Source organism: Nocardia nepalensis (genome assembly GCF_048910785.1).
Taxonomy (GTDB): Bacteria; Actinomycetota; Actinomycetes; order Mycobacteriales; family Mycobacteriaceae; genus Nocardia; species Nocardia nepalensis.
Genome location: NZ_JBKBET010000031.1, coordinates 721,869 through 746,685 on the forward strand (window position 1 = coordinate 721,869; position 24,817 = coordinate 746,685).

Annotated in this window: 18 protein-coding genes and 3 pseudogenes; 4 read left to right on the top strand and 17 right to left on the bottom strand. The window is 63.6% G+C overall.

The genetic code is table 11. From position 1 onward, the window contains the following. Positions 1-351: 351 nt before the first annotated feature. Entirely contained in the window at positions 352-780 is a 429-nt protein-coding gene (locus tag ACHQ4I_RS28160; RefSeq protein ID WP_420774865.1) for a CBS domain-containing protein, read from the bottom strand. 535 nt (positions 781-1,315) lie between these two features. On the opposite strand from ACHQ4I_RS28160, the gene ACHQ4I_RS28165 reads away from it, so the two are divergent. Together ACHQ4I_RS28165 and ACHQ4I_RS28170 are read left to right on the top strand one after the other, a co-directional pair. Beyond that, complete coding sequence (locus tag ACHQ4I_RS28165) at positions 1,316-2,779, top strand: APC family permease (RefSeq protein ID WP_420774866.1); 1,464 nt, start codon at positions 1,316-1,318, stop codon at positions 2,777-2,779. A 280-nt stretch (positions 2,780-3,059) separates the two neighbouring features. After that, a pseudogene (locus tag ACHQ4I_RS28170) lies at positions 3,060-3,684 on the top strand (aldehyde dehydrogenase family protein); the annotation flags it as partial. 442 nt (positions 3,685-4,126) lie between these two features. Here the strand turns inward: ACHQ4I_RS28170 and ACHQ4I_RS28175 are convergent. The 10 genes from ACHQ4I_RS28175 to ACHQ4I_RS28220 all read right to left on the bottom strand — a co-directional run bounded on the left by ACHQ4I_RS28175 (position 4,127) and on the right by ACHQ4I_RS28220 (position 14,624). Continuing rightward, positions 4,127-5,014, bottom strand: coding sequence for a phytanoyl-CoA dioxygenase family protein (locus ACHQ4I_RS28175; RefSeq protein WP_420774867.1), 888 nt, complete (start codon positions 5,012-5,014; stop codon positions 4,127-4,129). Between the two features lie 14 nt (positions 5,015-5,028). Continuing rightward, the gene (locus tag ACHQ4I_RS28180; protein ID WP_420774868.1) at positions 5,029-5,904 is read right to left on the bottom strand and encodes an NAD(P)-binding domain-containing protein; all 876 of its coding nucleotides are present in this window, start codon (positions 5,902-5,904) and stop codon (positions 5,029-5,031) included. Between the two features lie 5 nt (positions 5,905-5,909). Beyond that, positions 5,910-7,388, bottom strand: a complete 1,479-nt coding sequence (locus tag ACHQ4I_RS28185) for a flavin-containing monooxygenase (protein ID WP_420774869.1) — start codon at positions 7,386-7,388, stop codon at positions 5,910-5,912. 15 nt (positions 7,389-7,403) lie between these two features. Then, positions 7,404-8,888, bottom strand: a complete 1,485-nt coding sequence (locus ACHQ4I_RS28190; protein WP_420774870.1) for an aldehyde dehydrogenase family protein — start codon at positions 8,886-8,888, stop codon at positions 7,404-7,406. A gap of 138 nt (positions 8,889-9,026) precedes the next feature. Next, positions 9,027-9,248 (bottom strand): hypothetical protein, encoded by a 222-nt coding sequence (locus tag ACHQ4I_RS28195; protein ID WP_420774871.1) that lies wholly within the window; start codon positions 9,246-9,248, stop codon positions 9,027-9,029. A 22-nt stretch (positions 9,249-9,270) separates the two neighbouring features. Continuing rightward, positions 9,271-10,758 (bottom strand): amidase, encoded by a 1,488-nt coding sequence (locus ACHQ4I_RS28200; protein WP_420774872.1) that lies wholly within the window; start codon positions 10,756-10,758, stop codon positions 9,271-9,273. Then, positions 10,755-11,501, bottom strand: coding sequence for a gamma-glutamyl-gamma-aminobutyrate hydrolase family protein (locus ACHQ4I_RS28205; RefSeq protein WP_420774873.1), 747 nt, complete (start codon positions 11,499-11,501; stop codon positions 10,755-10,757). The genes ACHQ4I_RS28200 and ACHQ4I_RS28205 overlap by 4 nt, the downstream gene beginning before the upstream one ends. Then, the gene (locus ACHQ4I_RS28210; RefSeq protein WP_420774874.1) at positions 11,479-12,594 is read right to left on the bottom strand and encodes a Zn-dependent alcohol dehydrogenase; all 1,116 of its coding nucleotides are present in this window, start codon (positions 12,592-12,594) and stop codon (positions 11,479-11,481) included. Before ACHQ4I_RS28210 ends, ACHQ4I_RS28205 begins: the two co-directional genes overlap by 23 nt. After that, the gene (locus ACHQ4I_RS28215; protein ID WP_420774875.1) at positions 12,587-13,966 is read right to left on the bottom strand and encodes a glutamine synthetase family protein; all 1,380 of its coding nucleotides are present in this window, start codon (positions 13,964-13,966) and stop codon (positions 12,587-12,589) included. Before ACHQ4I_RS28215 ends, ACHQ4I_RS28210 begins: the two co-directional genes overlap by 8 nt. Next, on the bottom strand, positions 13,959-14,624 hold the full coding sequence (locus tag ACHQ4I_RS28220) for a hypothetical protein (RefSeq protein ID WP_420774876.1): 666 nt from the start codon (positions 14,622-14,624) through the stop codon (positions 13,959-13,961). The genes ACHQ4I_RS28215 and ACHQ4I_RS28220 overlap by 8 nt, the downstream gene beginning before the upstream one ends. 287 nt (positions 14,625-14,911) lie before the next feature. On the opposite strand from ACHQ4I_RS28220, the gene ACHQ4I_RS28225 reads away from it, so the two are divergent. Next, positions 14,912-15,562 carry a TetR/AcrR family transcriptional regulator gene (locus ACHQ4I_RS28225; RefSeq protein WP_420774877.1) on the top strand — a complete coding sequence of 217 codons (651 nt, stop codon included), beginning with the start codon at positions 14,912-14,914 and terminating at the stop codon, positions 15,560-15,562. A 113-nt stretch (positions 15,563-15,675) separates the two neighbouring features. Here the strand turns inward: ACHQ4I_RS28225 and ACHQ4I_RS28230 are convergent. Together ACHQ4I_RS28230 and ACHQ4I_RS28235 are read right to left on the bottom strand one after the other, a co-directional pair. Next, a pseudogene (locus ACHQ4I_RS28230) lies at positions 15,676-16,583 on the bottom strand (transposase); the annotation flags it as partial. Between the two features lie 657 nt (positions 16,584-17,240). Beyond that, a pseudogene (locus ACHQ4I_RS28235) lies at positions 17,241-17,534 on the bottom strand (MmyB family transcriptional regulator); the annotation flags it as partial. A gap of 673 nt (positions 17,535-18,207) precedes the next feature. Between ACHQ4I_RS28235 and ACHQ4I_RS28240 the strand changes: the two are divergent. Then, positions 18,208-18,414, top strand: coding sequence for a hypothetical protein (locus tag ACHQ4I_RS28240; protein WP_420774878.1), 207 nt, complete (start codon positions 18,208-18,210; stop codon positions 18,412-18,414). 683 nt (positions 18,415-19,097) lie between these two features. On the opposite strand, the gene ACHQ4I_RS28245 is transcribed toward ACHQ4I_RS28240, so the two are convergent. The 4 genes from ACHQ4I_RS28245 to ACHQ4I_RS28260 form a co-directional block, all read right to left on the bottom strand. Beyond that, a complete protein-coding gene (locus ACHQ4I_RS28245; RefSeq protein WP_420774879.1) occupies positions 19,098-19,532 on the bottom strand; it encodes a YdeI/OmpD-associated family protein in 435 nt (144 codons plus the stop codon). A gap of 41 nt (positions 19,533-19,573) precedes the next feature. Further along, a complete protein-coding gene (locus ACHQ4I_RS28250; protein WP_420774880.1) occupies positions 19,574-20,203 on the bottom strand; it encodes a VOC family protein in 630 nt (209 codons plus the stop codon). Between the two features lie 693 nt (positions 20,204-20,896). Beyond that, positions 20,897-21,793, bottom strand: coding sequence for a phosphotransferase family protein (locus ACHQ4I_RS28255; protein WP_420774881.1), 897 nt, complete (start codon positions 21,791-21,793; stop codon positions 20,897-20,899). A gap of 10 nt (positions 21,794-21,803) precedes the next feature. After that, the gene (locus ACHQ4I_RS28260; RefSeq protein WP_420774882.1) at positions 21,804-24,503 is read right to left on the bottom strand and encodes a hypothetical protein; all 2,700 of its coding nucleotides are present in this window, start codon (positions 24,501-24,503) and stop codon (positions 21,804-21,806) included. Between the last annotated feature and the right edge of the window lie 314 nt (positions 24,504-24,817).

Consider the following 24,817-nt stretch of genomic DNA (forward strand, 5'->3'; position numbering starts at 1 on the left):
CGACCACCCACCCGACCCAAGCTACCGAGCGCGGCCCTGAATCAACGAAGCCACCAAGGAGAACATCAACACAGAATTCGCGGCCTGACCGGTCTCATCGGCTTTGACAGATTCCGCCCTGCGTCGCTGCGCGGCCACGTGTAGTAGGTCGGTCGGCTGGCCGGAAGTAACGGCAGGCCATCGCGACGTCGCCGAAGACTTCCTCGACATGACGAAGGACCGCGAGACGCCGTCGCACCATGCTGTCCATTACATGATCTGACACGGCACGGGTCTGACAGCGCACGCCAGTACCGGTTACACCCCGGAACGGCCAGCATTGTCTCGCGTCAACCTTCTCGTCTGCCCAGGTCAGTAGCTATCGAAGTCGGTAGAAATCGCCTCGACCGTGCTCCCGGCCTCTTCGTTGCCCAGCGCGGTGGCGACATCGGCCTGGGCAATAATGCCAACCAGCCGCCCACCTTCCAAGACAGGTACGCGACGCACCTGATGCTGCGACATGATCGACATCACCTTCCGCACATCATCGATCGCATCCACAGTGACCGGGACCCCCGTGCCGAGTTCACCTGCCTTCACCCCGAGCGGATCCTTCCGTTGCGCGATCACTTTGACCACGATGTCGCGATCGGTGAGCATGCCCTTCAACTTGTTGTCCTCACCACAGATCGGCAGTGAGCCCACATTCAGCTCGGCCATCCGCTGCGCCGCCTCCACCACCGAGTCACTGGATCGCACACACTCCACTCCTGCGGTCATGATGTCTGCTGCTGTTGTCATCGAGAAGCCCTCCTGTCTGCCGACGAAACCGTCCTCGGCCAGGACGACTCGCTCTGGCCGTACCCAACTCCGGTGCAAGTACACGCCGCAATCCATGCGCTGAGAGTTCGGATCGATGGCCCTTACCGACCGCCAGCCGTGCCCGCGACCCGAACGGCCAGTTCGATGCGTGGTCGTATGGGACTCGAAGAACTACACGAACAGCCCCTACTGTTCCCGCGATCACTCGACACCCGTCGCCGCTGATGGAGCTGACGTTGACGATCCGCCCGGGCGCGCCTCGCCGCGTCTTTCCCGCGCCGAGCAAGGGCAGGAATGCCTGGGGCACCGCGAGCACACGGCAGACAATTTTCCCGAACTGATTGACGGAGCGGGGGACCGCCTCTATTCTCAGTCACACGACTTAGTCGTGTGACTGACATCACGTACCGGACAAGTGCTCTTACCGGCGCGCGATTCTCGTCGTCCATTAGTTGGCTGCTGATTGTTTTTTCGTGCCGAATTCTCTTGCAGCCCAATATTTCAAGGAATCACCATGTCCGAAACATCCCACTCCGGCTCGCTGGACCTGCCCGACGGGCTTGAAGAGAGCGACCCGGGACGGCTCGGCCACGCCGGCCTCACCTCGCTCGCGATCTGCTCGATGATCCCTGCCGTCGGGATGGCCTCGTTCCCGATGCTGCTCGTAGTCAATGCGGGATGGGGAAGCTGGATCGCCGCGCTGATTTCCGCGATTGCGGTGATTTGCATAGGTATGGCAGTGACCGTCTTCGCACGCCGCGACACCGCGTCGGGCTCGCTGTTCGCGTACATCGGCGACGTGTTCGGGCCATGGGCCCGGTCTATCACCGCAGCATCGCTCCTACTCGGGTATCTAGCGATGGTCGCGAGCATCCTGCTCGTGATCGGTGCGTACACCGGCAGTTTCTTGGTATCGATCGGCATCGACGACGGGCTGGGGAAGCCGACGCAGCTCGCGATCTACGCCGTCGCCTCCGCGATCGTCGCGGTCATCACCTACCGCGGCCTGGACGTTTCGGTTTTGATAGCAGTGGTTTTGACCGTCATTTGCCTGCCTTTGTTGCTGCTCATAACCGGCGCCAGCGCCGCACACACCGGGTTGGCCCTACACGAACAACTGTCGCTCCACGGTACGACGTTCACATCGATAGTCGCCGGAATCGCCTCGGGCTCAGCATTTCTCGTCGGATTCGAAGGTAGCGCCGCTCTGGCCAGGGAGACTCGCGACCCAAAACGCAGTGTGCCGGTGGCCGTCATGAGTGTGCCCATCGTGCTCGGGTCGCTCTATATAGCAGCGACAGTTCTCCAAGCACCGGGAATCATGGCCGCCCGGGGTGCGATTCTCGACGGCGCCTCTTCGTCGACCGTGTTGGCCCATGAGGCCGGACTACCTGACACCTTCGGCAAAGCGACCGATCTGGTTCTCGCGATCGCAACTTTCGCCGCCCTGATCGGCTTCGTCAACTATGGGTCACGACTTGTGGCGACCCTTTCCATCCGAGGTCTGCTCCCAAGCCGATTCGCAGAGGTGAATCCGCGTTTCCACAGTCCGGGAGCCGCGATAACGCTGACAATCCTCGCCGGCTTCTGCGGAATCTGCGTGCTTGCCCTCGGTTTCGGAGGACCGCTGCCATCGCTGTACAGCGCGGTATCGACGCTGGTCGTCTATTTCTGGGTAGCACCCTATGTCCTGGTATGCGTGGGAGCGGCCGTCCTGCTGATTCGTGAGCGTGCTGCTAACGTCGGCTTTCTTATTGCCATGGTCGCCGGGGCTGGGACAGCACTGTGGCTCTACATTGGCGGAATCGTTTCTCCCCCATTACAACCCGCTGGCGCAATGTCCTATGTCGCGTTGGGATCCACTGCGGCGCTCGCACTCGCATTCCACGCTCGCATTCGTAGGGAGGCCTCGTCGGCACCCGAACCCAAATGGGACGAAGACCCCGGCGACGCGGCGCTCGTCGAAGAGCGTTCGTGACTCATCGAAACCCGCCGCGGCGGCCGCGGCCCGGAGCCAGAGGCCCCCCGTGCACCAAATGTGTCCAATTCTATTACCCACCAGTCTAATTCAGGAGAAACGATCATGGGATCCACCGGTGCGGAACTGGCCCTCTTCGGAGCAGTAGCAGGCGCGCTTTCCGGCGTCCTCGCCGCTGTGGCCGGAATCATTGGCCTCGCGACACTTTCGGCAGCCGCGTAGCGGTCACGACTGCAATCCCCTGGCAGACCTATTATCCGCCAGGGGATTGCAACGCCTTATCGGCAAAGTCCTTCTCGCGCAGTCCGCTTCTCGCGTCCTCCGGACCTCGATGGAGCTCGGTGGCAACGCTCCCTTCCTGTTTTCCGGGACGCCGACCCCGATGCCGCAGTCGATGGGGCGATGGCCGCGAAGATGCGCAATTACGGAGAAGCATGTACGGCAACAAACCGTATCCACGTCGACAATGCCGTGCGCGCAGACTTCACCGATCAACTCACCGAACGCATGCGCAGGCTGAGAATTGGCTCACTGGCGTTGAGGTAGGACCGCTCATCACGCAGAAACAACGCAACGCGGTCGCCGAGCTTGTCGACGACGCGGTAGCCAAGGGCGCGAGACTGACAACAGGGGGCTCAATCCTCCCCTGCCCTGGCTGATTCTACGAGCCGACCGTGCTCGCAGATATCACACCTGACGCGCGCATCGTGCTGAGGAAGTGTTCGGACCGGTCGCCAGTGCCGCAAGCGCCGAACCCGAATCGTCGCCGCGCAGCCCCGCACCGCGGCGTCATCTCCGACGTCGCCGCACCGTTCGGCGGCGTCAAGCAGTCCGGCCTCGGTCGTGAAGCAGGGCTGGAAGGAATCGAGGAGTACCTCGAAACGGAATACATCTCGTTGACATAGCCGCTTCATCGGGGCCGTTGGGTGTCCGCGTTAAGCCCGCTAAAGCCCGAGCCGGGTAGCGAGTTCGTCGTAATCCCATTGCCACGGACCCGGATTATTGACTGGATATTGCGAGCGGAACCCGGTCAGACGTTGCACCATCGCGAACCTGGGCTGTTCGACGCGTACGCGACGACATCTCCCGGCTCCAGACCGCGGCTCGCAGACGCCCCGGCGATCGCATTGATCCTGTCCAGCAACGCTCGGTAGTCACAACTGATCCCGGACGAACCGTCGATCAGCGCGATGCGGTCGAGGTCCGTCTCGGCCTGTCGAAGAGCAAATCGTGGATCGCGACTCGGGAACGACGACGTCTGGATGCGGACTGCTAAAACTCGAGACGAAACGCCTCGGGCTAGACTAAATCGGTTCCGAGGACGCCGTATCCCCGGAACCGATCAGGTCAGCGTACGGTTGGAAGTTCGAGAGCGGGGTCCTCGAGGAGGAAGTGGGGATCGGCCATTTGACCGTCACGCTCCACATATCCCATGAGATTAATGCCCGAACCCCAGCCGAGCAGGCGCTGTACTTCTTCCGACAACCCGACCAGCTTGTCCCTTGGAACGCTGAGGTATTGGTTCTCCTCCTGGCGCAGACAGGCCAGATCGAAGGCCATGGTCAGTCCGGTGCGCGCGGTGTCGGATGTATTCTTGCCACCGCCGTGGTAGGTGGAACCGATCCAGATCAGTGCCGATCCCGCGCGCATAACAGTGGGAATAGCCTCCTCCTGCTTGGGTCCACGCTCGTCGTCCCATCGGTGGCTGCCGGGAATTATGAGGGTGCCGCCATTTTCCTCGGTAAAATCGCTTACGGCGACCATGATCTGGACTCGTCCCTCACGGCCGTAGTCGGGGTGTCGCCAGAGGAAACTGCCATCGTCACGGTGCAGCCGCTGCGCACCCTGGCCAGAATGGATTTGAATGGCCTGAGTGACACCGATCTGGATGTCGGGGACTATTTCGACCCGGTCGTCACCGACCCACAAGGCTACCGGCTGCTGGAGGATCTTCTTCGCCGCGCCGTAGTAGAGCGGGTGCAGAGCGATCTCCGACATCATGTCGACTCGCCCGAAAAGCCCTCCGGCCCTGCGGGTTTGAGTGCCGGCAAAGAACTCGTCCACACCGTATCCGGTGCTCTCCAAGATCGGATAGACCTGACTGCGCAGCTCGGCCAGGCGGTCATCGACGAGGAAGCCCTCGACGACGACGCCGCCGTCCCGCTGGATGGCCTCGACGATCTCGTCGACCGTGGTGGTGGGCGGAAGTGTGGTAAGCCGAGTCTCGGTCGTCATTGTGCGTCCTCCTTCTATTCGACGACAGTGGCGTGCGTGGAGAGTGTTTCGATTTGTGCGAATAGACCCTGGTCGCCATATCCGGCCTCGCACGCGCGGCGCAGGTTTTGCAGATTCGCGGTCATGAGCGCGGCGCGTTGCCCCGCCCGCACCATGGAATCCCGCCAGGATTCGACCGCGGCGGTGTAGATTTCCAACGTGGCTTGATCGGTGGCGTACTCACGAGATTCGAAGGCGGTCAGCGCTTCGCGCAACAACTGCAGCAGTTTGTCGGTCCACAGGTGCAGGGCATAGGACATCTCCGATACCGCAACTCCCTCGGCGCGGACATACGACGCGGCTTCGTGGAACGCGCCGAGCGCGACATTGAAGAACGCCCCCGCCATCGCGGCATCCAGCACGTTGGCCGCGCCGGGCCTGGTTCCCACAAACCTCGACTGCGGCGCGATCGGCATGAGCAGGGCGCGTACCTGGTGCCACGCCGCTTCGGAGCCCGAGTAGTTGATGCCCGCGTTCTCGGTGCCTATGTCCTCCGGATAGGCGGCGATCGCGCCGTCGAGGTACTGGCCACCCCGCCCGACCACCCACTCGGAGAACGCGTTCGCCTCCTCCGGCGACCCGGTGGCGGTGTTGACTATAACCTTGCCGTTGATCGAACCACATTCCGCGAGAACAGATTTCGCGACGTCATAGTTCAGCAGGCTGATCAGGACGGCCGGAGCCGCCGCGACCGCCGCCCCAGGCGAGGCCGCTACGACGGCCCCGCACTCGGCTAATGCGGCGCACTTGTCCGCGGTGCGATTCCAGACGGTGACCTCGACCCCGGTGTCGAGCAAGCCCTTGGCGAGCGCGGAACCCATCAGTCCCGTTCCGAGCAGTGCAATGTCCATACTTCTCACTTCTTTCTTGTAAGGCGGTGGTAATCGGATTCGCGGAAGAACTTGGTACGTACCCAGTACTCGACGGTCGTGGCCGGCCAGAGCGTGTCGATGCGACCGTCCTCGGACTGATACCAACTGGTGCAACCGCCGGACGACCATACGGTCCGCCGCATCCGTTGCTGAATGCGGTCGTAGCAGCGACGCTGCACGGCCCGATCGAGGTCGAGGGCGGCAATGTTCTTTTGCCGCATATGGCTAATAGCACGGGCGATGTAGCGGGCCTGCGCTTCGATCATGAAGACGACGGAGTTATGACCCAGTCCGGTGTTCGGACCGTTGAGGAAGAACAGATTCGGGAATCCCGATGTTGCCAAGCCGAGTTTTGTGGCTGCGCCGCCGCGCCAGACGTCGGACAATTCCCTTCCGCCCCACCCGAATACCTTCATGGGAGCGAGGAAGTTCGTGGGCTGGAATCCCGTAGCGAAGATGATGGTGTCCAGGTTGTGCTCGGCACCTGCCGCGGTGACGATCGACCGGGGCCGTATCTCTGCGACGCCTTCGGTGACGAGGTGCACGTTTTCGCGTTGCAGTGCCGGGTACCAGTCGTCGGAGACGAGGCGACGCTTGCAGCCCGGATCGTAGTTGGGCGTGACCTTCGCCCGCAGAACCGGATCCGGAACCTCTCGCTGGAGATATGTGAGCGCTGCCGCCTGATAGTCACGGACGCGGCGCTGATCACCGAGGAAGGCACTGGCCAATCTCTCGAATTCCCAGTAGGTTCGCCACCTCACCAGCCGCTGCCGCCAGGGGCTCCTCGCGAAGGTCTTGCGAGTCATTTCGGGGAGCGGCGCGTCGCCGCGTGGCAGGATCCAATTCGGAGTCCGCTGGAATACATATAGAGCTTCGGTTTTGGCAGCGATCTCGGGAACGAACTGGATTGCGCTGGCTGCAGAACCGATCACCGCTACCCGGCGTCCTGCGAGGTCGAGGTCGTGGCGCCACTGGGCCGAATGGAACGATTCGCCTTCGAAGGTCTCCATCCCGGCCAAGTGCGGGATGAACGGGTTGCTCAGTCCACCCGAGGCGTTGGCCACGAATCGCGCTGCCATCGACTCACCTGATGCGAGTTGCAACTGCCAACTGAGATGACCTTCGTCGAAGCTCATTTCCGTGACTTCCGCGCCGAACCGGATATGCGGCATCAGCCCGTATTCCTCCGCGATCGTGCGCAAGTACGTGTGCAGCTCCGACCACGGTGGAAAGACCCGAGTCCAGCCAGGGTTCTGGGCGAACGAGTACGAGTACAGAACGCTGGGAACGTCACAGGCGGCCCCAGGATATGTGTTGTCCCGCCAGGTCCCGCCGACATCGTCGCTTCGTTCGAGCAGGGTGAAGTCGTGAATTCCCTTCTTTTTCAATGCGATCGCCATGCCCAACCCGGAAAAGCCGGTGCCGATGATGGCGACATGGCCGTCGGTGCTACTGAGTGCCATACCTTGTGCCTTCGTCTAGAGATGAATCCATGTCGTTTTCATGGAGGTGAACTTGGAGAGCGCGTGGAGGCTCTTGTCCACGCTGTGACCTGACAGTTTGCGGCCGCCGAATGGCACGGTCATGTCACCCTCCTCGTAGCAGTTCACCCACACCAGACCTGCCTCGATTCGCCGTGAAAGCCGATGTGCGCGGGACAGATTCGAGGTCCAGACCCCCGCGCCCAAGCCGAATTGCGAGTCGTTGGCCAGCTCCACCGCCTGTGCTTCGTCGGTGAATGTGGTGACCGCTAGGACGGGTCCGAAGACCTCTTCTTGAAATAGCCTGTGATCGGGCCGGACATTGGTGCAGACAATCGGTTCGAGATACGTCCCAGCCCCCGTGCACTCCTCGAGCGTTCCCAGCACGAGCGTCGCGCCTTCCCGCACGGCCTCGCGCGCATAGTTCAGGATCTCGGCGCGGTGCTGCGGTCCGGCTACCGGTCCAATCTCCGTGGCGGGGTCGAACGGATCGCCTACGCGGTAGCGCGCCAGCTCGGCGGTTACGGTCGCAACGAAGCGTTCGGCGATCGTGTCCTGGACGAGTAAACGGGAACCGGCGGTGCACATCTGGCCAGCGTTGAAGGTGATCGCCCAGGCCACAGTGCGAGCGGCGACGGCGAGATCCGGCGCGTCGGCGAAGACTATCTGAGGACTCTTGCCGCCGAGCTCCAGATGCACTGCCTTCGCATTGGATTCTCCGGCATAGGTGAGCAGCTTCTTGCCCACGTCCGGTGAGCCGGTGAAAGTAAGGCAATCGACGTTCGGATGACGGGCCAATGTTTCTCCCGTGCTGCCACCGCTGCCGGTGACGATCTGCAGAATCCCATCGGGAAGCCCTGCTGCCGAGGCGATTTCGGCCAGACGCAGCAGAGACAGTGGTGCCTGGGTCGCGGGTTTGATGACCATGCTGTTACCCGCGAGCAGTGCCGGTGCGATCTTCCAGCTACTGAGAGTCAGCGGAAAATTCCAAGGGGTGATGCCCGCGACAACGCCGACCGGTTCCCGCGTGACGAGGGCGACCGCCCCCCGAAGCCCGTGCGGCGCTTCGTCGTACATCTTGTCGGCGAGTTCGCCATACCACCTGAAGGTGTTTTCGGCCGCCCGCACCTCGATATCTCGCGCTTGGACAATGGGTTTGCCCATCTCGAGGGTAATGAGGACGGCGAGCTCGTCACGGTGTTGGTGGATCAAGTCGGCCCAGCGCAGCAAGACAGTGCCGCGCTCGCGTGGCGCGAGGTCAGCCCAGACCCCGCTGCCGAAGGCATCGCGAGCCCCGGCGACGGCGAAGTCTACATCCGCTGCGGTGGCCGATGGGACGCTGCTTACCGCGGTCTCCGTGTGCGGCGACACCACCGCATGCCGATCGGAGCCGGTGCCATCGAATGGCTTGCCGTTCAACCACATTGCAGACGGAAGTTTGAGAAGCTCGGCGAAGGCCATCCATTCCTGGCGTGTGTTCATACTATTGCCCGTCCGGAAAGGTTGGTTCAGTATGTGGAAAGCTCGGCGTTAGATCGCGGAGCTGAGTGCGTCGGTATGGCCCGCGCCCGATCGCAGCTCGCTGATCAACCCGACTCGCTGGCATTGTGGCGCTGTTGGTCACGGTCCGAGGAACAATCGTTCGCAGGGCAGGCGCGGCAGCAACCGACAGTCCTCGATATTGTCGCGTATCAATTCGATTGTGCACCAATGCATTCGCCTCCAATCGTCGATCAAGTTGCGGACTGCCACCGCGGTGGCCGTGTAGTCGAAGACCACGCCGGTCAGCCAGATTCGCAGGTGGACATCACCGTCGGGCGGGAAGTATCCTTTGGCGGTCATGACGGATCGCCATTCTCAGGCATTACCGTGTCAACCTTTCCGGACGAGGCGCTAATTGCGCTCCTTCGGAATCCAGCGTCGCCGCGTGCACAGCCGGCCGTCGAAGGCTCCACCGGTCCAGCTCTTCGAGCTGCGCGGCGATGCCGAGTAGCAGGTCTTCTCGGCCGGGTGCTGCGGCGAGCTGCACCCCGATCGGCAATCCATCGGCCGTCGCGCCGGTCGGTACCGAGATCGCGGGTTGGCCGGTGACGTTGTGGAGCGCGGTGAATGATCCGTAGTCCGCGAGGGTGTCGACCCAGGCGGCGGCGGTAAGGTCGTGACGGTCGGCGTTCAGCTCGCCGACCGGCCAGGCGACGGTTCGCGTCGTGGGTGTCAGCAGCAGGTCGAACGTTCTGAGGAAACGCCCCATCCGGCGAGTCAGCTCGTTTTGGTAGGCCCGTGCCTTTGAGACCTCGGCCCATGAGAGGGGCAGTCCGTGCCGCACCATGGCGGCAGTTGTTCCCTCGAAGGCCGCCAGGACGTCGCTGATCTGCCCTCCCACGGCGAGAGCCCGCGCGGTGTCGGCGATCGAGGCCGACCAGAATGTCAGGGTCAGCTGCTTCAACCGCTCGTGATCGATATCCGGTGTTGCCCAGTCGATTCGGTGTCCGAGCTGTTCGAGCGCGCGCCCGACGCGCTCCACTTCAGCGGCAACGTCCGACTGTGTATCCGCGACGCCCTCCGGCGTTGCCGTCCACACCGCGATCCGAAGGCCGCGTGGACGCATACCTGCCGCTCGACTGAAGGTCCCTGATGCCCACCGACGGAGGTGATACCTGTCGCCTTCGGCACTCCCGTGCACGGAATCGAGCAGCAGTGCGGCATCGCGGACGGTACGCGTGAGCGCGAATTCGGTCGTCAGGCCGAACAACGGCTCGTCGAAATCCGGCCCGGGCGGGACCAGGCCGCGCGTCGGCTTCAACCCGACCAGCCCGCACAGCGCCGCGGGGATTCGAATGGAACCGCCGGCGTCGTTACCGTGTGCGACCGGCAGTGCGCCCGACGCGACCAGAGCCGCCGCGCCGCCACTGGACCCGCCCGCGACCCGCTCCAGGTTCCAAGGGTTCTTGCACGGCCCGTTGGCGGCCGGTTCTGTGCTGGCGCTGAAACCGAATTCGGGTACCGCACTCCGGCAGATGACCGCGAGACCAGCTGCGCGCCAGCGCTTCATGAGGTCCGAGTCGGCAGACGCGACGTTACCGGCGAGGGCACGGCTGCCTCCTTCGGAGGGGACCCCGGCCGCTGTACACAGCAGATCCTTGAGCGCGAAAGGCACTCCGCTCAATGGGCCGACTGACGAGTGTGCGAGCGCTTCGTTGAAAATGGGCCCGACTACGGCGCCGAGAGCGGAGTCCACCCCGATGACGGCCGATCGTGCGACGTCCAGCACCTCGGTCCGGGTCACCTCGCCGCGACCGATCAATTCCGCCAGGGCGGTCGCGTCGAGCGCGGCGTATTCATCCAACTTCATCGGGTACCTCCTTTCGTGTTTGCGACCCGCACGAGCCAGCTGAATATCGGATCCTTGCGCCGCCACTCCGGATGCCACTGGACGCCGACAACGTCGTGACCGGCCAGTTCGATGGCCTCGACCACTCCGTCCGGAGCCCACCCGGTGGCAGCCAGTCCCCCGCCGAGCCGGTCGACCGCCTGATGGTGGAGGGAGTTCACCGCAGCGTGGGCTCCGTAGATCTCGAACATCGTCGATCCCGTGATGAATCGGACATAGTGCGTTTCCTCTGCGACCGGGAAGCCCGTCGATCGATGATCGATCTCGTCCTGAGGTAAGTCCGCGATCAGACTGCCGCCGAGTGCCACAGCGAGCACCTGCAGCCCCCGGCATATCCCGAGCACCGGCACATTCAGATCCACTGCGGCGCGGACTAATTCGATCTCATGGGCATCACGGCGGGGATCGCTGTCGGGGTCGGTTGGGGGAGAGCCGTCGCCGAGTGTGTCCGGATGGATGTCTTGGCCGCCAGAGATGACCAGTCCGTCCAGGCGGCGGACGACGTCCGCTCCCGCCGCCTCATACGGCAGCTGGACCGGTAATCCACCTGCATCCGCGATCCGTTGCGGAAAGTCCGCGTAGTGGCTGTCGAACTCCGCTGCGCGGTAACGTTGCTCCACATCGAGTCGGTCCGCACGAAACCGGCGGCCGGTGATGCCGATCAGCGGGCAGCGATTCGGTTCATTCGAAAACAACGACGACACGATGTACACCTCCTCGGCGCAAGGCGTCGACCCCGGCATTGATGTCGTCGAAGGCGAACCGCTTCGAGATCATGGAATCCAGGTCCAGCCTGCCGCTCAGATACAGCTCGGCCAGCCGCGGAATATCGGCGGGAAAATGATTCGAGCCCAGGAGGGAACCCTGCAGCCGCTTCTCGTGAAAGAAGAGTTCCGACGCGGTGATTCGCAGTGGCTGGTCATCGGGCACCATGCCAAGGACGGTTGCGACGCCGCCTGGGCCGAGCATTGCGAACGACTGCTCGACAGTGTCCCGGCGTCCGATCGCCTCGAAGGAATAGTCCACCCCGGCGGGGCAAATGGCCCGGACCCTGTCTATCGGATCGCCGTCGGTCGGATCGACCACCGCCGTTGCGCCGAAGCGACGTGCCTGTGCGCGGCTTCGCCCATCGAGGTCCACGGCCACGATATGCGCTGCCCCGGCCAGCTTGGCGCCTTGGACAACCGACAGTCCGACTCCGCCGCACCCGATGACCGCGACAGACGAGCCCGGGCGTACGCGTGCGCTATGCCAGACGGCGCCGACACCTGTGATAGTCGCGCAGCCGAGCAGGCATGCCCGGTCCAACGGGACTTCGGTGGCGATGCGGACAACGCTGTTCTCGTGTATCAGCATTCGGTCGGCAAAGCCGCCTATACCGCCAATGCGACCGACAGCCCGGCCGTGCTCGTTCAGCAGTGCTGCCCGCGACCGCATGCGTAGCGCGGAATGATTGAGGCACAATGTCAATCGGCCTTCAACGCAGTGTCGGCAGCGACCGCAGAAGGCGGACATACAGGTGACGACATGGTCGCCGGGCGCGACAGATCTGACCTCCGAACCGACGGCGGTTACGATCCCCGCCGCCTCGTGCCCGAGTACCTCCGGCAGATCCGTGCCCCAGACCGCATCGATGTAGTGAAGGTCGGTGTGGCACAGACCGACTGCCGCGGTCCGGACGATAACTTCGTGCGGACCGGGGGAATCCAGTTCGAGCTGCTCGAATTCGAGCTGCCCGGGCGCAGTGTTGAGAACGGCCGCGCGGATCGGCACCGCCTGGCCTCCGGCCTCAGACATGCTCGAAATAGCGTTGGAGCTCCCAGCTGGAAACTCCGGCCTCGGGATCACCCCCGGTGGTGTGGAATTGCAGCCACTCCCACCGCCGTGTCCCGATCCAATAGCGGACGAGTTCCTCGCCGAGCAGGTCGGTCAGCGCACTATCGGCTTCCAGGGCCGCGATCGATTCAGACAACGTACCGGCCAGCTTGGGTGTACCCGGCGGCAGCGCCCACGCCATGACCGCGCATGGTTCGCCCGGGTCGATCTGGTCACGCAGGCCGATCAGCCCACCCGCGAGGAACGACGCCATCGACAGATAGATATTCACATCGGCGGAGGGAACCCGGTATTCGATCCGGGACAGCTTCTCGCCAGCGCAGACCGCGCGGACCGCGGTGCTCTTGTTATCGATACCCCAGGTCACCGAGGTAGGTGGGCCGTTGAACTCCGCAATGCGCCGATACGAATTCGCTGTCGGGAACTGGAAGGAACTCGCGGCGGGCAAAGTGGCAAGCACGCCCCCGATGAAATGGCGCATGGTCTCCGAAGGAGCCTGCGGCGCAGCGGGATCGAAGAAAACATTGTGTTCGTCTCGCATGAGCGACAGATTGATGTGCGCGCCCTGACCGAAGAGATCGGGCGACCACCGGGCCATGAACGTAATGGTGCGTCCGTGCTCGTAGGCCACTTCCCGCATGACCTGCTTGGCGCGCACATACCGGTCCGCAGCGGTCACGATGTCGGTCGGCGGAAGGTTGAATTCGATCTGCCCGTGCGCGGATTCATCGGCCCAGCCTTCCCAAGGTATTCCGGAGCGCTGCAACCGTTCCGCCATGGCGTCCATCAGGACGGTGAAGTCGCGGGAGCGGCTGAGCACATAGATCGCTGCGCCGGTGCCACCCAGCGGATGCAGATCTCGAAACTGTTGCGCCCGAGCCTGTTCGATCGATTCCTCGAAGACAGTCGCCTCGATTTCGATGGCTGCTTTCCCGGTGTAGCCACGCTGGGCGACCAGATCCGCCATCCGAGCCAGTGTCGAACGCGAACAGACGGGCAGGGCCGTACCATGTTGATCGACCAGGTCGCACATCACCGTGGCCAGCCCCGGGAGTGCGTCGTCCTCGGCGAGCGTTTTCAAGTCGGGGCGCAGCACCACATCACGCAGCTCGCCGCGCCAGTCGCCGAAATCGAAACCGAGTTGCGTGCTGTTGCCCATGTCGACCGCTAGCGCGATATCACTGAATCCCCAGCCGGACCGTGCTCCCGACAGAAACTTGCTGGGAGCCAGGTGCTTTCCGATAAGGACGCCATCGAGGTTCACAGTCTGGGCGCGAACAGTGCGGATCGACCGCTCGTCAACCCATGCGTCGAGACCATTGAGGTCAAACACCGTACACCGCCTTCATCGACGCACCGATCAGCACGGACAGCTGCCGGAGGGAACCACGGATCGCGAATCGGCCGGCTTGCAGGGAATGCGGGAACCAGTCCATTCCAGACAGAACTCGGCGTAGATCCTGTTCGAGGCCGAAGATCTCGTACGGATCGGCCGCGAGCCCGAGGGTCGCCACCGCACCGGTGTCCACTGCCGACATCCGCACTCCGGGCATGCCTGGCAGATCTGCTGAAAGCTCCTGGAACTGCTGTGCGGCAAGCGCGAACGATAACGGTTCGGGATCGATCAGAGTCACCGCAATGGCGCGGGCGTCAGGCTCGAGATCCGAGTCGACTACATCGAACGACACCGGATTTACCGTGATCGTTCCACAGGCCGGCTCGGCCGGACTACCGATTTCGAGCCCTTCGGGCGTCCGACGCACCTGGGCGCCTTGTACATCGATGGCCGACCGCAGGGTGATCGTGCCGGCAAGCGCTTCGAATGCGCGGCAACCATGGTCGGTCCGGAGAGCCAGTCGGGCGCGAGTCGCCACTGCACGAACGAACGGTGGCGCATTGCGCTCGACAACAACGCGTGGATCGGACGGATTTGCCGAGGCGTCGTTCGATGCCTGCCGAGCCGAATCCGCCGCCTCATGGGTAACGGTCATGTGGGGGTTCCTTCTCTTGTCGAGCGCCGCCCCAAGGGCGTATCGCTCGATCCCGTGTCGGACGGACCACGGCCGTCGCGCGCACCGCACTGGGTTACGTGGCAGCGGATTCGAGCCGATCCGACGGTGATGTCAGTCAAACGACTGAGTCACATGACTGACATTAGGCGATAGATTGTGGTCGTCAACACACACCGGACCCGTAGAGCACCCTGAACCAGCGAAGCAAAGGAGTCCACTGTCTCTTTGCGCGCGCCTGACCGGATAATCTCGACAGAGACGGGCGCATGCCCGCAGGACCTTTTACGAGCAAGAACGGCGGTGCCATGGCCTACCTGACGGCGTCCGAACGACGATCGAAGATCGTCGAAGCCGCCACGCGAGTCATCGCCCGCGACGGACTAGCCGCGGCGAGCACCCGACGAATCGCAGATGAAGCCGGGGTAAACCTCGCGGCCCTGCACTACAGCTTCGACGGCAAGGAAGACATCTACCTGGCCGCCGACGACGCGCTGCGCGCCATCGTCATGGAGACCGATCACGACTCACCGGAACCCCCGACCCGGCACAGCGTCGCCCGCTCGCTCATCAGCCGATTCCAGGACAAGCTGCGCACCGACCGCGATATCGCCCTCGCGCAGTACGAGTTGCTGCTGTGGGCGCTGCGCGGTGGCAAGGACGAACTCGCCGCGGCCAGCTACCAGAAGTTCATAGACGCGTTCAGCGCGGAGTTCGCGCAGGCATACGACATCGGAGATAGCGATACAACCGCCTTGTCCCGATACACCATCGGTGCGATCGATGGAATTTACATGCAGCACCTTGCTGCCGGCACCAATGGCGTGAGCGACGTCGAACTCGACGCGATCGCCCACGCCATCATCACGATCGTCGACGCAATCCGGACAGCAGGTTCCAGGCGCATCAGGGGCGGGTGATCGGGAAATGCGATCTTCACGACCATCCGTCCGCCGGAGTACCAGCCGCAGCCGCCAATACAGCGACCGAATGATTCTTAACTGACGCGCGCGCCTACGGCACCTCACCTCTCAATGATCTTGCGTCGCAGGGTGGCCCCGCGGGCTTTGCCCAGGACGGGGTCGGCGAGCGCACCGGCGGCGCGCAGCAGATTGTGCGTGATCGCAGCGCACAACACCCACGCGGAGTTCGCTCCGAACCGCCCAGAGGGCATGTGCGCGAGCGGGCCGTCGATGAGGTCGGCGAATACCGTCGAGCGAGAACCGAACACCGGCGCGTCGGCAGGCACCGACCACCGCGCGGGTGCCGTAGGCCGAATCGCCCCGGACCAGGATCTCACCGGTAACTCCAGCCGTGCGGGAGCAGGCAATTGCCTGGGCGACCATCCGCCCGGCACCCTTGCCCGCGCTGGTCTTCCCGGCCCGCAACCGCATCCCGACAACCACCGGCGTGGCGGTGTCGGTGCTGAGAGTCGTGGCCAGCGGTGAAAGTCCTTTCCGCAGAACCGGTTTCCCTGCGATCTTGGTGTGACCATATGAGGCGCTCTGCTTGGCATCCCCGTACACCGGACGCACTAGCGAGTCGATATCGACGGACACCCGCTCAGCCGAGCCGGGCAACAGATCAACCCGCCAACACAACCGGGCCAGATGCTCCCGCAGCCCGCCTCGAGCTGACGGGCGTGGCCGAAGGTGAACTCCCGCAACAGGGTCCCGATCGTCGACGGCGCGTACACCCGCTCGAACACGGTGGTTATGCCGCCACTGCGTAGCACATCGACATCGTCGATGCTGTCCGCGCCAGCCGCCATCCCGCGATCAATGTGGCCAACTTCGGCGCCGGATCCGTCGACCCGGACTTGATCCGCGGCGCGGTGATCGACACCTTCTCCGCCAGCACCTCGACCAGCCCGATCTGCTCGGCCAGCCGCATCACCGGCACCAGCCCGGCCAGCGACACGAGATTGTCATCATCGAACACCGCTGACTCCGCGGCGAACCTATGCGATGCACCCGAAGTGCCCCTTCTGAACCGGACTCGATCATTGCCTAGACAACCGTGATCATCCCAGCTCGAAGGGGCACTTTCTCATTCACGGCACACCGACAGACACACACACATCGGTGGATCGAGGTTTAGTACCCCGTCGACGGCACGAAACTGTGGCAACCGGACCAGAACCGTCACGCCCCCGCTATTTGCCGATGACCAGCAGTTTTCGGTGCTGCAGGAGGTTGGCGTACTGGTCGATACACCCTCCGGACACAACCACCCACACCGGCCCCATAGCCGCTTGCTGCGATCGCTTCGCACTGCCGAGACCCACGTAGCAACCGACAGCGGGAAGCCAGGATATGACACTCGATGCCTTCGGGGTTGCCCACAAATATGCTCAGACCGAACGCCACCCCATCATGCGATTCTGGCCTACCTCGACAAGATCCAAGAACAACTGGCCGGCCCACTCACCGAGCGACAACTCGCCATACTGCGCCGCTGGTAGCACGGAGGCTACGCATCAGACCAATGAGCACCCTGCCGACAGTATCGCCTACGCCGTAACCAGGATCCCTCGCGCGCAACGAATCACGACGTCAACACGGTCGGTCCACCGCAGCCCACGCAACAAGGCGCCCGCTACCCCGCCGCAGCATGAAACTGCTCGCGATGCTCGACCCACGGACCTAGCCGCTGCTCCTCACCCATCGCCAACAACTCACGCAACTTCACCCACGCCACCTCATCGACCGGGGTATAGATCTGCATCCACGCATGCGGAAGCGAAGGCAAAGACATACTCGTCAAGAACATCTCCAACTCCCCCACCGCCAAATTACGGATCTGCTTGGTCCGACTCGCCGGAACCGCAACATCATTACGCTCCCACAAAGAAGCGAAAGTCTCACTCTCAGCACACAACTCAGAGATGAAGTGCTGCCAACGCCACGGACCGAACTGACGTGGTCAGGACACAGTCCTCGACTCACGTGCGATCCCCCGTGCAGACTGGGCGGATGTTCGACATCGCTTCGTCGCTTGGCGACAAGAGTCGATCCCCGAACCCGCTACCAATGGATTCGCAGTCTACGGCTCACCAGCCGATTCGACCGGATTCGGCTATGTTCGATTTCACCGGTTCAGCTGCACGAATATTCCAAGAGGGCGAGAACCTGGAATGCGTTGGCGTTCGAGCGATTTCGGTCGTATTCGGATGAAATAGAGAGTAAATGGTGACCACCTGAGCGACAACCGTGGGGCGACCGCTCGCTCACAGGCTCAATCCACCGTCGCCTCGGTCAAACTCTGCACAGACGCAGCAATCACTGTGCAATCCAATCAGTTCCAGGGCAGCGGTGTGCAACGACCTCAGAATATTTCCGAAAACCCCTTCCATCACAGTCAGTTGGCGATCCGGCGGCAGCGGTGGCAGAGCGGCAGTTCGGGCAGTGGCGGGCAGGGAGTCGGTAGCTTGTAGCATCAACTGGTGAAAACTGGAATGTGCTCTGTCGCAGGCGCTCTCGTTGTCGCTGCAGTGTCCGTCGCGGCTCCCGCTGCCTCCGCCTTCCCCATCCCCGGCTCAGCGGGGGGTGGGGACAGCCGGGAAGTGGTGATCATCGACGGCCAACTGGAGCTGAGCGACCTGGACTCGTGCTGGGCTAGTGGCTTCCCGCGTGACATTCGCTTCGAGAACCGTAGTAAGCGCAATTTCCTGGTGTACGCATCCAAGGATTGCAGCGGTGAACCCACTGCAACGGTGGCTGCGGGTGGATCCGCGACGTATTACGGCTGGTCGGCCGTGGCGGCCAAGTAAGAAGCGGTCGGGCGCGTAAGGAGCAAGCTCCGAACGAAACTGGTTTCGTTCGGAGCTTGCGTTTCATGAACCGTGCCTGTCAGTCCGGCAGGCCGCAACCGGTGCTGGCAGCGGACAACTCGAGACGGTCGGCCTGGTCGCGAATTCTTCGGTCCCGCAGCAGCTTGCGGAGCGCGCGGCGGAATCTCTTGTGTAGCCGCCTTACCGACGGCCAGACATCTGCGTCCAGCTCGTTGATCGCCACACCACCGCTGAGCACTGGGGACGCCCGCCATAGAACGTGGCACCGTGCGGCGTGGGAATGACGGTGTGCGAGATCATGCCCCATCATCACTCCCGTTCGGGGCTGGCCGATAGAAGTCCAATGGTAGAACTTCTGCTTCTGGCACAACAGGATTCGGCTCTCTGCGATCATCTTCGCTTACATACTTCTACCAGCGTGAATAGCTTGTAGCTATCTTCTGTCGAATCATGCTGTGCCGCATCGGATTCTGCCGAATTCGGCTGAAAATGTGGAGTAAAAGTGGAGTTCCGTGCGGTCGTCACGTCACGAGTGCGAGACACAACGACAGCTGTCAGCGGCCAGCACGAATTCCCCAAGGACGGCCAGTTAGTACGGTTACTGGCACTGGTGGCGTTCCTCTGACCCGTGTAGCCAGTCGGCGGAGTATCGCTACCGAATTTCAGCCCCGCAAGGTGGCGATGGCCTTCTCGATGCGCCGTTGACGCGTGTCGGGCTTCTTCGCGCTCTCGATGGCGTGCACGTGCTCGCGCTTGCGGCTGTAGGCAAGGTTGTCGTACGCGGCGCGGGCGACGGGGTCGGCGTCCAGAGCTTCGGCGAAGTCCGGCGGTTCGACGACGACACGAGGCTGGGTGTCGAGTTCGACCTCGACCTCGATTTCCTCGCCGATCTCGACACCCGCGGCCTGCCGGTTGGCGTTGCTGAGGCCGAGCAGGTAGCGGCCGCGCATGAGGGCGACCCGGCTCTTCCAGGAATGCCCGTTGATCGTGATCGTCACCGGTGGCCGCGCGCCCTCGCCGAGCGCGGCCACCACCTCGGGCGGCACTTCCAGGCCCCGCATGGGCTCGGGCGGTTCGACGTGGGTCCGAAACTTCATGAGCCGTCTCCTGTTGTTCTGCCGCTGGTCAACTTGTGGGCTCAGGCCGTGGCGTCCCACATGAACCCGTCCGGGTCGGTGAACGAACCAATGCCGCTGTCCATCACGATGCGGTGCGATCCGCTGCCTTCCGGCGACATCCCGGCGTCCTTGGCGGCGGCCTTGCGCGGATACATCGCCAGGGTCACCGGCGAACCCGGGTTGGCGAACTCGGCGTACTTGCCGCCGAAGCTCTTCGCGACCGTGAACCCGCGATCGACGTAGAACTGCTTGCTGGCCTTGACATCTGCCACGCCGAGCAGCAATACCAGGTTGTCGATCTCGCGAGTGAACGGCCCGACGTCCTTCTTATTGGAGGTATCAACCTTCCAGATCGTGCCTTCGGGTGCTTGCAGGACCGCGCCGTATCCCCACAGACTCTTCTTGGCCGGTTTGACGATGGTGAACCCGGCTGCGACGGCGGTGATGACGAGGCTGTCGACCGTGGAGGGCTGGGAGACGACCAGCGACAGCAGGAATCCGCGGAATCCGGTGCTGGGTGTCTGCGAGGCGCGGAACCCGATCCGGTCACCGAGCCCGAAGGCGGACTCGTAGATCGCGGCGGCGGCTCGGGGGTCGGCGACTTCGAGTTCGATGGTGATGTCGGTGCTGGTCTTCGTGGTGATTTCCATGTCCATAACGATAGGAACGGGCCACCCCGGTGCCATCCGTGCCGACCACGGAACCCACCACGGAGAATCCAGTAGGTGGTTCGTTGGTGGACCGCGGCGGCTCTGTTCCGATGGCCGAGCAGAAGACCTTCGGGGTGTGCGCATGGAAATGACGTCGCTCTGGGAATCGGATCTGCGAGGCCGCGATCTCACGGGTGCCGTGCTGACCCATACGTAGATCGCAGGCGTTCGCGTGAACGCTGCCACCAGAACGGTCGACGGAGATCGCGATCTACAAATTGGCCAGGGCGTGCGCGGTCATCGGCTACTGCTCACTTGAAATGACTATATCCAGCAGCCTGGAAGGGAACTGCCCGAGCGGTGTTCAACCCAGCCGCGAATCGTTAGCTGACAGAAAACCGTTCACGGCCAGATGCTCCTCCGCTAACTGGCCGCCAGTGGGGAGTTCCAACTGGCCGCTGACAACCAACTACCTGCAATTCATGATTTGGTGGGTTGCGAGATCGCCTTCGGGTGCATCAGCACCGTCGCTGATCGTTCCCCGGCGGAGTCATCCCGCGTGCGCGGGGAGCGCGGGCAAGGTCGACCAGCACCAGCGTCCGTAGCGGGATCATCCCCGTGTGCCGGGGGGACACCGGAATCGCGACCAGTTGGACCGCTGGCTGCAAACTGTTCCCTCGCGTCGCCGGGGGCTTAGAAGATGTGCCATCGCTGTTGTTGGTCGCCGCTGCGCAGGGAGTCGACGCGGTGGGTGAACTCCTGAGCGTGTCGTGGGCTGACGTCGATGATCTGCATGAGCCAGGTGACCATGGTGAGTTCTCGGACAGCGCATAGGACGGGATACCCGGGGATGCCGGTGACGTCGTAGCCGTAGGTGTCGGCGAATGCCTGATAGATGGTGTGGGGCAGACCGAATCGGTCGACGGTCATGGCGACGGTGGTCAGATCCCACTCCCGGGGACCACGGGCGACGGCTTCGAAGTCCGACAGTATCGGGCCCGAAGGAGTGGGAATGACGTTGTCTATGTGCGCGTCTCCGTGGATCACCGTGTGCGCGGTGGTGAGTTCCAGTTCCGTATAACGGGTTCGGAGTGTGTGGTAGAGCTCGGTGAGGAACTCGACCGCGGCGGGATCAGCGTTCCCAGGATTGGCCAACCGAGCCGGCACGGCGCTGAACGGGTCGAATGTCGGTAGCGCAAACCCAGGTTCGGGCAGGGTGTGGAAGTCACGAAGCAGGGCAGCCAGCTCGACCTCGGTCGGTTCGCCGGCGATGTCGACCAGCTGCCAGAACGTGATCAGGCGGCCGTCGGCGGGGATGAGCTGTTCGAATTGCTCGGCTACCCGGACGGCTGGGAAGTCGTGTCGGGCGAGCCACCGTGCAACGGCCAGCTCCTTCTCCACGCGCGCCCGGCGTTGCTCGCTGCGGGCGATGCGGGCGACGACATCGACGTGCGGGAGCGCGTAGATGGCGTTCTCGCCCATCCGGATCAGCCGTGCGTCGTCGGTGGCTACACCAAGGCGGGTACCGGCTAGTTGGAGGGCGCGGCGGGCTGTGGTATCGGAGAAGGGGGCGTCGAGGTCGACGGTCATCTGCGCGAGTCTAACTCCGTTGGGGTGGTTGGGTATTGGGTTCGTAGCCGAGTGCGGCGCGTCGTTCGGCGATCAGTCTCTGCCATCGGGCTACCACGGTGTCGGGTCCGTCGATCCAGTTCGCGCGCTGCAGGTCCGGGTCGGGTTCGGTGCCGTCGAAGAAGTGGGTGATTTCGACGAGGTATGCGTATTCGCCGTGATCGACACTGAGTTGGAGCTGATCGCGGGCTATGTGGAGTTGGTCGTTTTCTGCGCGTAGAGCGTGGTGGAAGCAGCGGGCGAACCGGATGTATGCGAGCGCGGACCCGAGGCCGGCCTCGGCGGCGTCGTGTTCGAGTTCTCTGGCGCGGGCGGGCACGTGTGCGTCCGAGCCCGCGTCTCGCAGCAGGTGGGCGGTGCGGACCTGTGTTTCCGACCAGTTCTGCTTGACGTTCTCGAGCAGACCGCGGGCCAGCTCGATCTGCTGGTCGGCACGAGTGCGGTCACCGAGGGCCGCGGCGAACGCGAGCCCGGCCTGGGCGAGCGCGGCATGTCCGGGGTTGTGGTCGGCGAGCGCTAGTTCGCGTGCGGTGCCGTAGGTGGAGCATGACAGCGCGAGATCGCCTTGTGTCCACCACAGGTGGCCGAGTGCCCGGTAGTAATGCGTGTCGTGGTCGAGTGCCTCGATGGTGTCGAGGGCGGTCGGGAAGTCTCCGAGGTGTCGGGCGATGTGGGCGAGTCCGCGGCGCGCTTCGCCTGCCATCGGACTGTGCCCGGCCGCGACATGGCTCATGTGCTCGGCCGAGGCTTCGTAGTGTCCGAGATGGCGCAGGCTTTCACCCAGGAAATAGTGCGCGATATCTTCGGCGGATTCCGGCAGGACGCCGAGGCTCAGAACGGCTTGGAGTTCGTCGGCAGTGTCTTGGCGGTGTGCGCGTTGCCCCCGGGACACCGAATGCAGGACCCGAGCCAACGCGACTGCGGCGCAAGGGGTGTCGGGCTCGTCGTCGGTTCGAGTGCGGGGATCTGGGATGTCGATGGGCTCCCAGACCGACTCGATCACGTACCGCCACGCGGCGTCGACGATCCAGCCTGGTTCGAGTTGGAAGTCGCGGGCGATCCGTAGTCCCTGTGTCAGACACCCCATCAGCTGGCGTCGATGTTGGTAGCCGCCCGGCGCGGGCATCTGGGTGCCTACCGCGTCGAGGGTGCGTTGCGCCGCGCGCCGCCAGTCGCTCGGTGACCAGCGGTCTTCGCTGGTCGCGTCGGCTTCGCGGACCGCGGACCTGATCAGATCGTGCAGCCGATACGGCCACGGCGCGGCGGGATCGTTACCGACGAACGGTCTTTCGACGAGGTTGAGCGCAGAGGCGTCGCTGTCCAGTCCGGCCGCGGCGGTGGCCAGGTCGACGGTGAACGAGTCCAGCAGGGTGACCGTCCGCAGGACCGTGCGTTCTCCTGGGGTCAGGTCCCGCACGATCCGAGCAACCAATGCCGGAAAGTCATGATCGAATTCACCTGGTCCCGGCACAGTGCCGGTGCGGTTGAGGATGTCGAGGAACCGCATCACGGCCAGGTCGAGGAAAAGCGGCAGACCGTAAGAGCGAGAAGCGATCTCGGAGCGCACCTGTGGCGGGATAACTGGTTCGTAGTTGCGGGTCAGCCGGGTGCGCAGATAGCGCTCCCGGTCGTCGTCGGACAAGAAACCGACCAGATGCTGGCGGGGATCCGCTGACGCCGCCGGTGTGAGCTGCGGCCACGGGAACGGCCCGGCCTGGTCGAGTTGTCCCTCCAGCGAGGGGTCGTCCCACTGCAGCCGGTTGCGGCCGGTGACGATGAACAGGGCGTTGGGCATAAGCCACACCATCCGTTGGAACAGCCGCTCGAGGTCTCGATGGCTGCGGTCCCCGACCTCTTCGAACGTGTCCAACAGGACCACCAGCACACCAGAGCGATCGACCGGCACCTGCGCCAAATCCCAAGCGAGCAGATGCGGGAAATAGCTCAGAGTCTCCGCATCCTGATCGGCTTCCAACAGGTCGGCCAACCTGGTGCAGCGCGCCAAAGCCCGCACGGCACTGCGTCGCTGCCGCAACGCCCGCACGATTTCACGCACCGCGGTGGTCGCGGCCACCCCGGCCACGGTCGGCAACGTCAACGCCTGAACGACATCCTCAGCGACCGAACGCATCTGCTCCCGAAGATCGGTCACATCACCTGCCCGGCGCAGAAATCCGTTGCGGCGCAGATATCCCTCCAACGGCTCACCAGGATGATTGACCTCCCAATACCGCCGCAACGCAAGATCGAACGCCCGCATCGGATGCCCAACCCGCGCCACCGCCAACCGCATGGCCAGGAGGACATCCTCGAACTGGACTCCGCCCTGCCGCGACAGATCGATCCGGATCGGCAGCACGCGGCCGACCTCCGCAGGAACCGGCCCCCATTCCGAGCCCACGGACTCCGAACCAATCGTCAGGTGCGTTTCCAGCCGCTTGGACAGAGTGGTTTTCCCGATGCCGCCGACACCGTAGAAGACGAGCACATTGCGGCGCGGAGTGGCGAAATCCTCCACACTGAACCCCGGCGCTCGCACCACGGCCCAGTGCGCCAGCAGACTGTCGGTCGTCGCCCGCCACTCATCATGGCGATTGGCGAAAACGTCCTGCGCGTCCACGCCATCGCGTCCCGGGCTGAACAGCGAGCGCAGATCCGATCGCGGTGACACCGTGAACCCCCTGACACCAGTGCTACAGGACCGCCTGGGCGGCCCTCACTGCATTGTAAGATGCACATCCATCGCTGGACAACGAATCCTGTAGTGTACGAACGATTTTGGCGGCACGGTTGCACGCACCTGTCCCGATCAGCAGTGGCTTCACCTCTCCCCGCATGCGCGGGGAGCCCATCCCTGGGTGACCGACATACCGACCGCGCGGCGGATCATCCCCGCGTGCGCGGGGGAGCACGAGACGTTCCGGCGTGAACAGGCCGCAATCCCGGGATCATCCCCGCGTGCGCGGGGAGCACACTTGTTGACCA